This is a genomic window from Vibrio sp. V19_P1S1T109 (genome assembly GCF_002241375.1).
Classification (GTDB): domain Bacteria; phylum Pseudomonadota; class Gammaproteobacteria; order Enterobacterales; family Vibrionaceae; genus Vibrio; species Vibrio anguillarum.
On record NZ_NDIM01000083.1, the window covers coordinates 1 to 3,356 of the forward strand.

General features: G+C 44.5%; 4 protein-coding genes. 2 read left to right on the forward strand and 2 right to left on the reverse strand.

Annotated features, from left to right (window positions below):
- A partial coding sequence (locus B9J87_RS17715) for a transposase family protein (RefSeq protein ID WP_176429470.1) occupies positions 1 to 192 on the reverse strand: 192 nt, incomplete at its 3' end.
- Positions 193 to 783: 591 nt separating this feature from the next.
- On the opposite strand from B9J87_RS17715, the gene B9J87_RS03810 reads away from it, so the two are divergent.
- Positions 784 to 1,383, forward strand: a complete 600-nt coding sequence (locus B9J87_RS03810; protein WP_026028176.1) for a sugar O-acetyltransferase — start codon at positions 784 to 786, stop codon at positions 1,381 to 1,383.
- Positions 1,380 to 2,294: an aromatic amino acid DMT transporter YddG gene (yddG, locus tag B9J87_RS03815; protein ID WP_013868422.1), complete on the forward strand. Its 915-nt coding sequence runs from the start codon at positions 1,380 to 1,382 to the stop codon at positions 2,292 to 2,294. Before B9J87_RS03810 ends, yddG begins: the two co-directional genes overlap by 4 nt.
- A gap of 76 nt (positions 2,295 to 2,370) precedes the next feature.
- Here yddG and B9J87_RS03820 read toward each other — a convergent pair whose 3' ends face one another.
- Complete coding sequence (locus tag B9J87_RS03820; RefSeq protein WP_017043151.1) at positions 2,371 to 3,267, reverse strand: cation diffusion facilitator family transporter; 897 nt, start codon at positions 3,265 to 3,267, stop codon at positions 2,371 to 2,373.
- Positions 3,268 to 3,356: the final 89 nt, after the last annotated feature.

Sequence of the window (3,356 nt, forward strand, 5' to 3'; positions counted from 1 at the left end):
GTAAATCTCATCAATTCCAATGTGAGTGACGTTTTTAAGACAAGGTTGAGAGTATCGCTTTTGCAGGTAATGCTTCTGAATCTCTTTCACTGTATCCCAACAGACACCACATAGCTTGGCAATAGCATTGATGGTGACGTTCAATGCTGACAGCGAGAGAACATACTGTTCAAAGCCCTTTGTGTAACGCACCTTGGGACGAGGAACAAAGTTAAGCGGCAAATACCCGAGTGTATTACAAGCTCGGCATTCAATCCGCTGGTTTACTATCTGGATGTAACAGGGGCTAGTGCCGATTGGCGTAGCGATGAAACGGCGAACCTTACCTCCTTTTTTTTATGACATCACGACTACGACATGATGGACATTTAATATGAGGATTGTGTGCTACGTGAAAGATGGTCGCGTCACCATCAAACTCTGTAGAGCAATAATGGAAAGGGCCGCGTATTCCAAAGCGATGGTAAAGAAGTGAAGTTGACATTAACTGGCTATTTTTGGCGATATGGTATCAGAAAAGTCATTCAGGTATCGATTTTCCGGATGAACCGTTCTGTCTGCTTAATGTTAGGCAAAGGTGTCACAATGACTCACAGTTGGTCGATTGTTTAAGCCATTCAATCAATAAGGCTAGGAAAAAGCAATATGCTCTGATCTTGCCTTTTCCTGTGCGTTACAGGTTGGTTGAAATTAAAGAGGAAAGTGAAACAGTGAGCTTTTCTCTTTTTTCTTTTGTTTATCCAAGTAGTCTAAATACACTAGATGCATAAGGAGGAACGGCTCATGACCGAAATGGAAAAAATGATGAATGGTATGGTGTTTGACGGTGCAGACCCAGAAATGGAAGCCATTCGTAGCAAAGCAGGACATTTACTGTTGCAGATCAACCAATGCGCCGATGCTACAGCCCGCCATCAATTGCAAACTCAGCTATATCGTCAAATTGGCCAACAAAGTGTGGTGCAGCCTCCTTTCTATTGTGAATTCGGTGAAACAATTTCCATTGGTGATGAAACCTTTATCAACATGAATGTCACTATGCTTGATGGCGCTAAAATCACGATCGGTAATCATGTTTTGATTGGCCCTAACACCCAGTTTTATACACCAGCGCATGCTTTGGATTATCGCAGCCGCCGCTTGTGGGAAACATTTTGTAAGCCGATTACGGTTGAAGATGACGTATGGATTGGTGGCAACGTTGTGATTAATCAAGGAGTCACGATTGGTGCGCGTTCGGTTGTCGCGGCAAATTCAGTGGTCAATCAGGATGTGCCAGCTGATAGCCTAGTAGGAGGCACACCAGCGAGAGTGCTCCGTTCATTAAAAGAAATGAATGGAACATCTGACCTGCATAGTTCAGTTAAGGAAGGGCATCATTGAAGCAGCATAAACATACACTATTTGGTGTTGCGGCTATCTTGCTGTGGAGCTGTCTAATGGGGCTAATCAGAACGGTCACCGAGCAATTTAGCCCAATTGGTGGGGCGGCACTGATTTACACTGTGAGCTCAGTATTTCTGATGCTTGTCATGGGCGTGCCTAAATTCAAACACTTTTCTCTGCGTTATGTTCTGATCGGTGGCGCGCTTTTTGTGAGCTACGAAATCTGCTTAGCATTAGCGTTAGGTATGGCCAATGATCGCCATCAAGCGCTCGAGATGGCGGTGATTAACTATTTGTGGCCAGCCTTGACGGTGTTGTTTGCGGTATTTCTCAGCCGTAAACCCGTCCATATTCTTGTGTATCCAAGCGTTGCGCTCGCATTTGTCGGGGTTGCTTGGACCATTACTGGTGATAGTGGGTTTTCGGTGATGCAAATATCAGCCAATATTGCGACTAATCCCTTAACCTATAGCATGGCGTTTGGCGGGGCGATTATTTGGGCTGTTTATTGCAATATCACCAAACAATTAGCCAATGGACAAAATGCCATTATCCTGTTCTTTATGGCTACTGCTATCGCCCTCTGGATTAAGTATTTTCTTAGCAGCGAAAGCACTTTAGTGTTTACCGTTCCAGCAACCTTGAATTTAGCGTTAACGGGTGTGGTGATGGGCAGCGGTTATGCACTTTGGAATGTGGCAATCTTGCGTGGCAACATGGTTCTATTGGCGACTCTTTCTTATTTCACGCCAGTGATTTCAACCTTGCTTTCATCGCTAATCTTAGGTGTAGCGCTTGGGCTAAGCTTTTGGCAAGGTGTGATTATGGTGACGATGGGTTCTTTAATTTGTTGGTGGGCGACCAGAGAACGTCAATCGACGGTGCAAGAGAAAATGCCAATAGCCTGACATCGCAACAGCTTTGCTATGTATAAAAAAAGCCCTCTCGGGAACGAGAGGGCTTTTTCCGTTTAATTGAGACTGATTAACGAGCTACGTTCATGGTTAATTGCAGTACGAATGGCAGCTTTGATAAACGCTTATGTAGCGAGCGACGAGTACTTTCGATATCTTCGAGTGCAATCATTTCATTCTCATCAGGGCGAATATCGACATTGACCCACAGCTCATGACCGACTTTAGTCACCGCAGTCAACTCGATATCTTGCTCTGATTCTTCACCTACGGCAATGACACCTTGATCCACGGTTTTACAAATCTCTTTGCTTGGTGACATCATCAACAATTCACGTGTTGCCGATTTAAGCATGTCATAAGGCACTTTGATAAAGTAAAACGACATTAATAGCATCATGATTGGGTCTGCATAGACGGCATATTTTGCCCAAGGAGACAAGGTCATCAACCAAGCGGCAATGAAGCCGACCGTTACCGCGACGCTTAATAGCGTGTCCATTTGCCACTGTTTTACTTCAGCGTCAATCAAACCAGAAGAGTAACGTTTACTCTTGTTGACCATGAACCACCACGCAATCGCACAACCAATCACGTTCACTGTGCCAAAAACAGTTGCGATAGAAGCATCCACTTCTCGACCACCGCTAAACAATGCCATGACAGCCGAGTACAACGAATAACTCACGACTAACAAAATAACGCTGGCTTTGATAGCAATAACCGCAGGTTCTAGCACCGCGCGTCCAAAGGGAAAAGTCGAGTCAGAAGGTTTACGAATGTAGCGTGACGCCACCAGCGACAATAATGTTAACAGCAAACTAACCAGTGAATACACACCGTCAAACACGATAACCAGTGAACCGACAAGCATACCAACCACAAGTCCGCCACCAGCAAAGCCAGAAGCTAAAAGGGCCGAAATCGTCAAAATGCGATTTTCATTATTTCTTGTTCGAGCACACATAAAAGACTACCTGTTGAAAACATGCTGTTATTTTGGCTTAAAGCACGGTTTTGACAATCTCTAAGTGCATTGGTCGTTGGCTTGAATAT

Bases quoted from the DNA above. Each gene is read 5' to 3' on its own strand.
- B9J87_RS03810 (WP_026028176.1), top strand. From the start codon at position 784: ATGACCGAAATGGAAAAAATGATGAATGGTATGGTGTTTGACGGTGCA.
- B9J87_RS03820 (WP_017043151.1), bottom strand. From the start codon at position 3,267: ATGTGTGCTCGAACAAGAAATAATGAAAATCGCATTTTGACGATTTCG.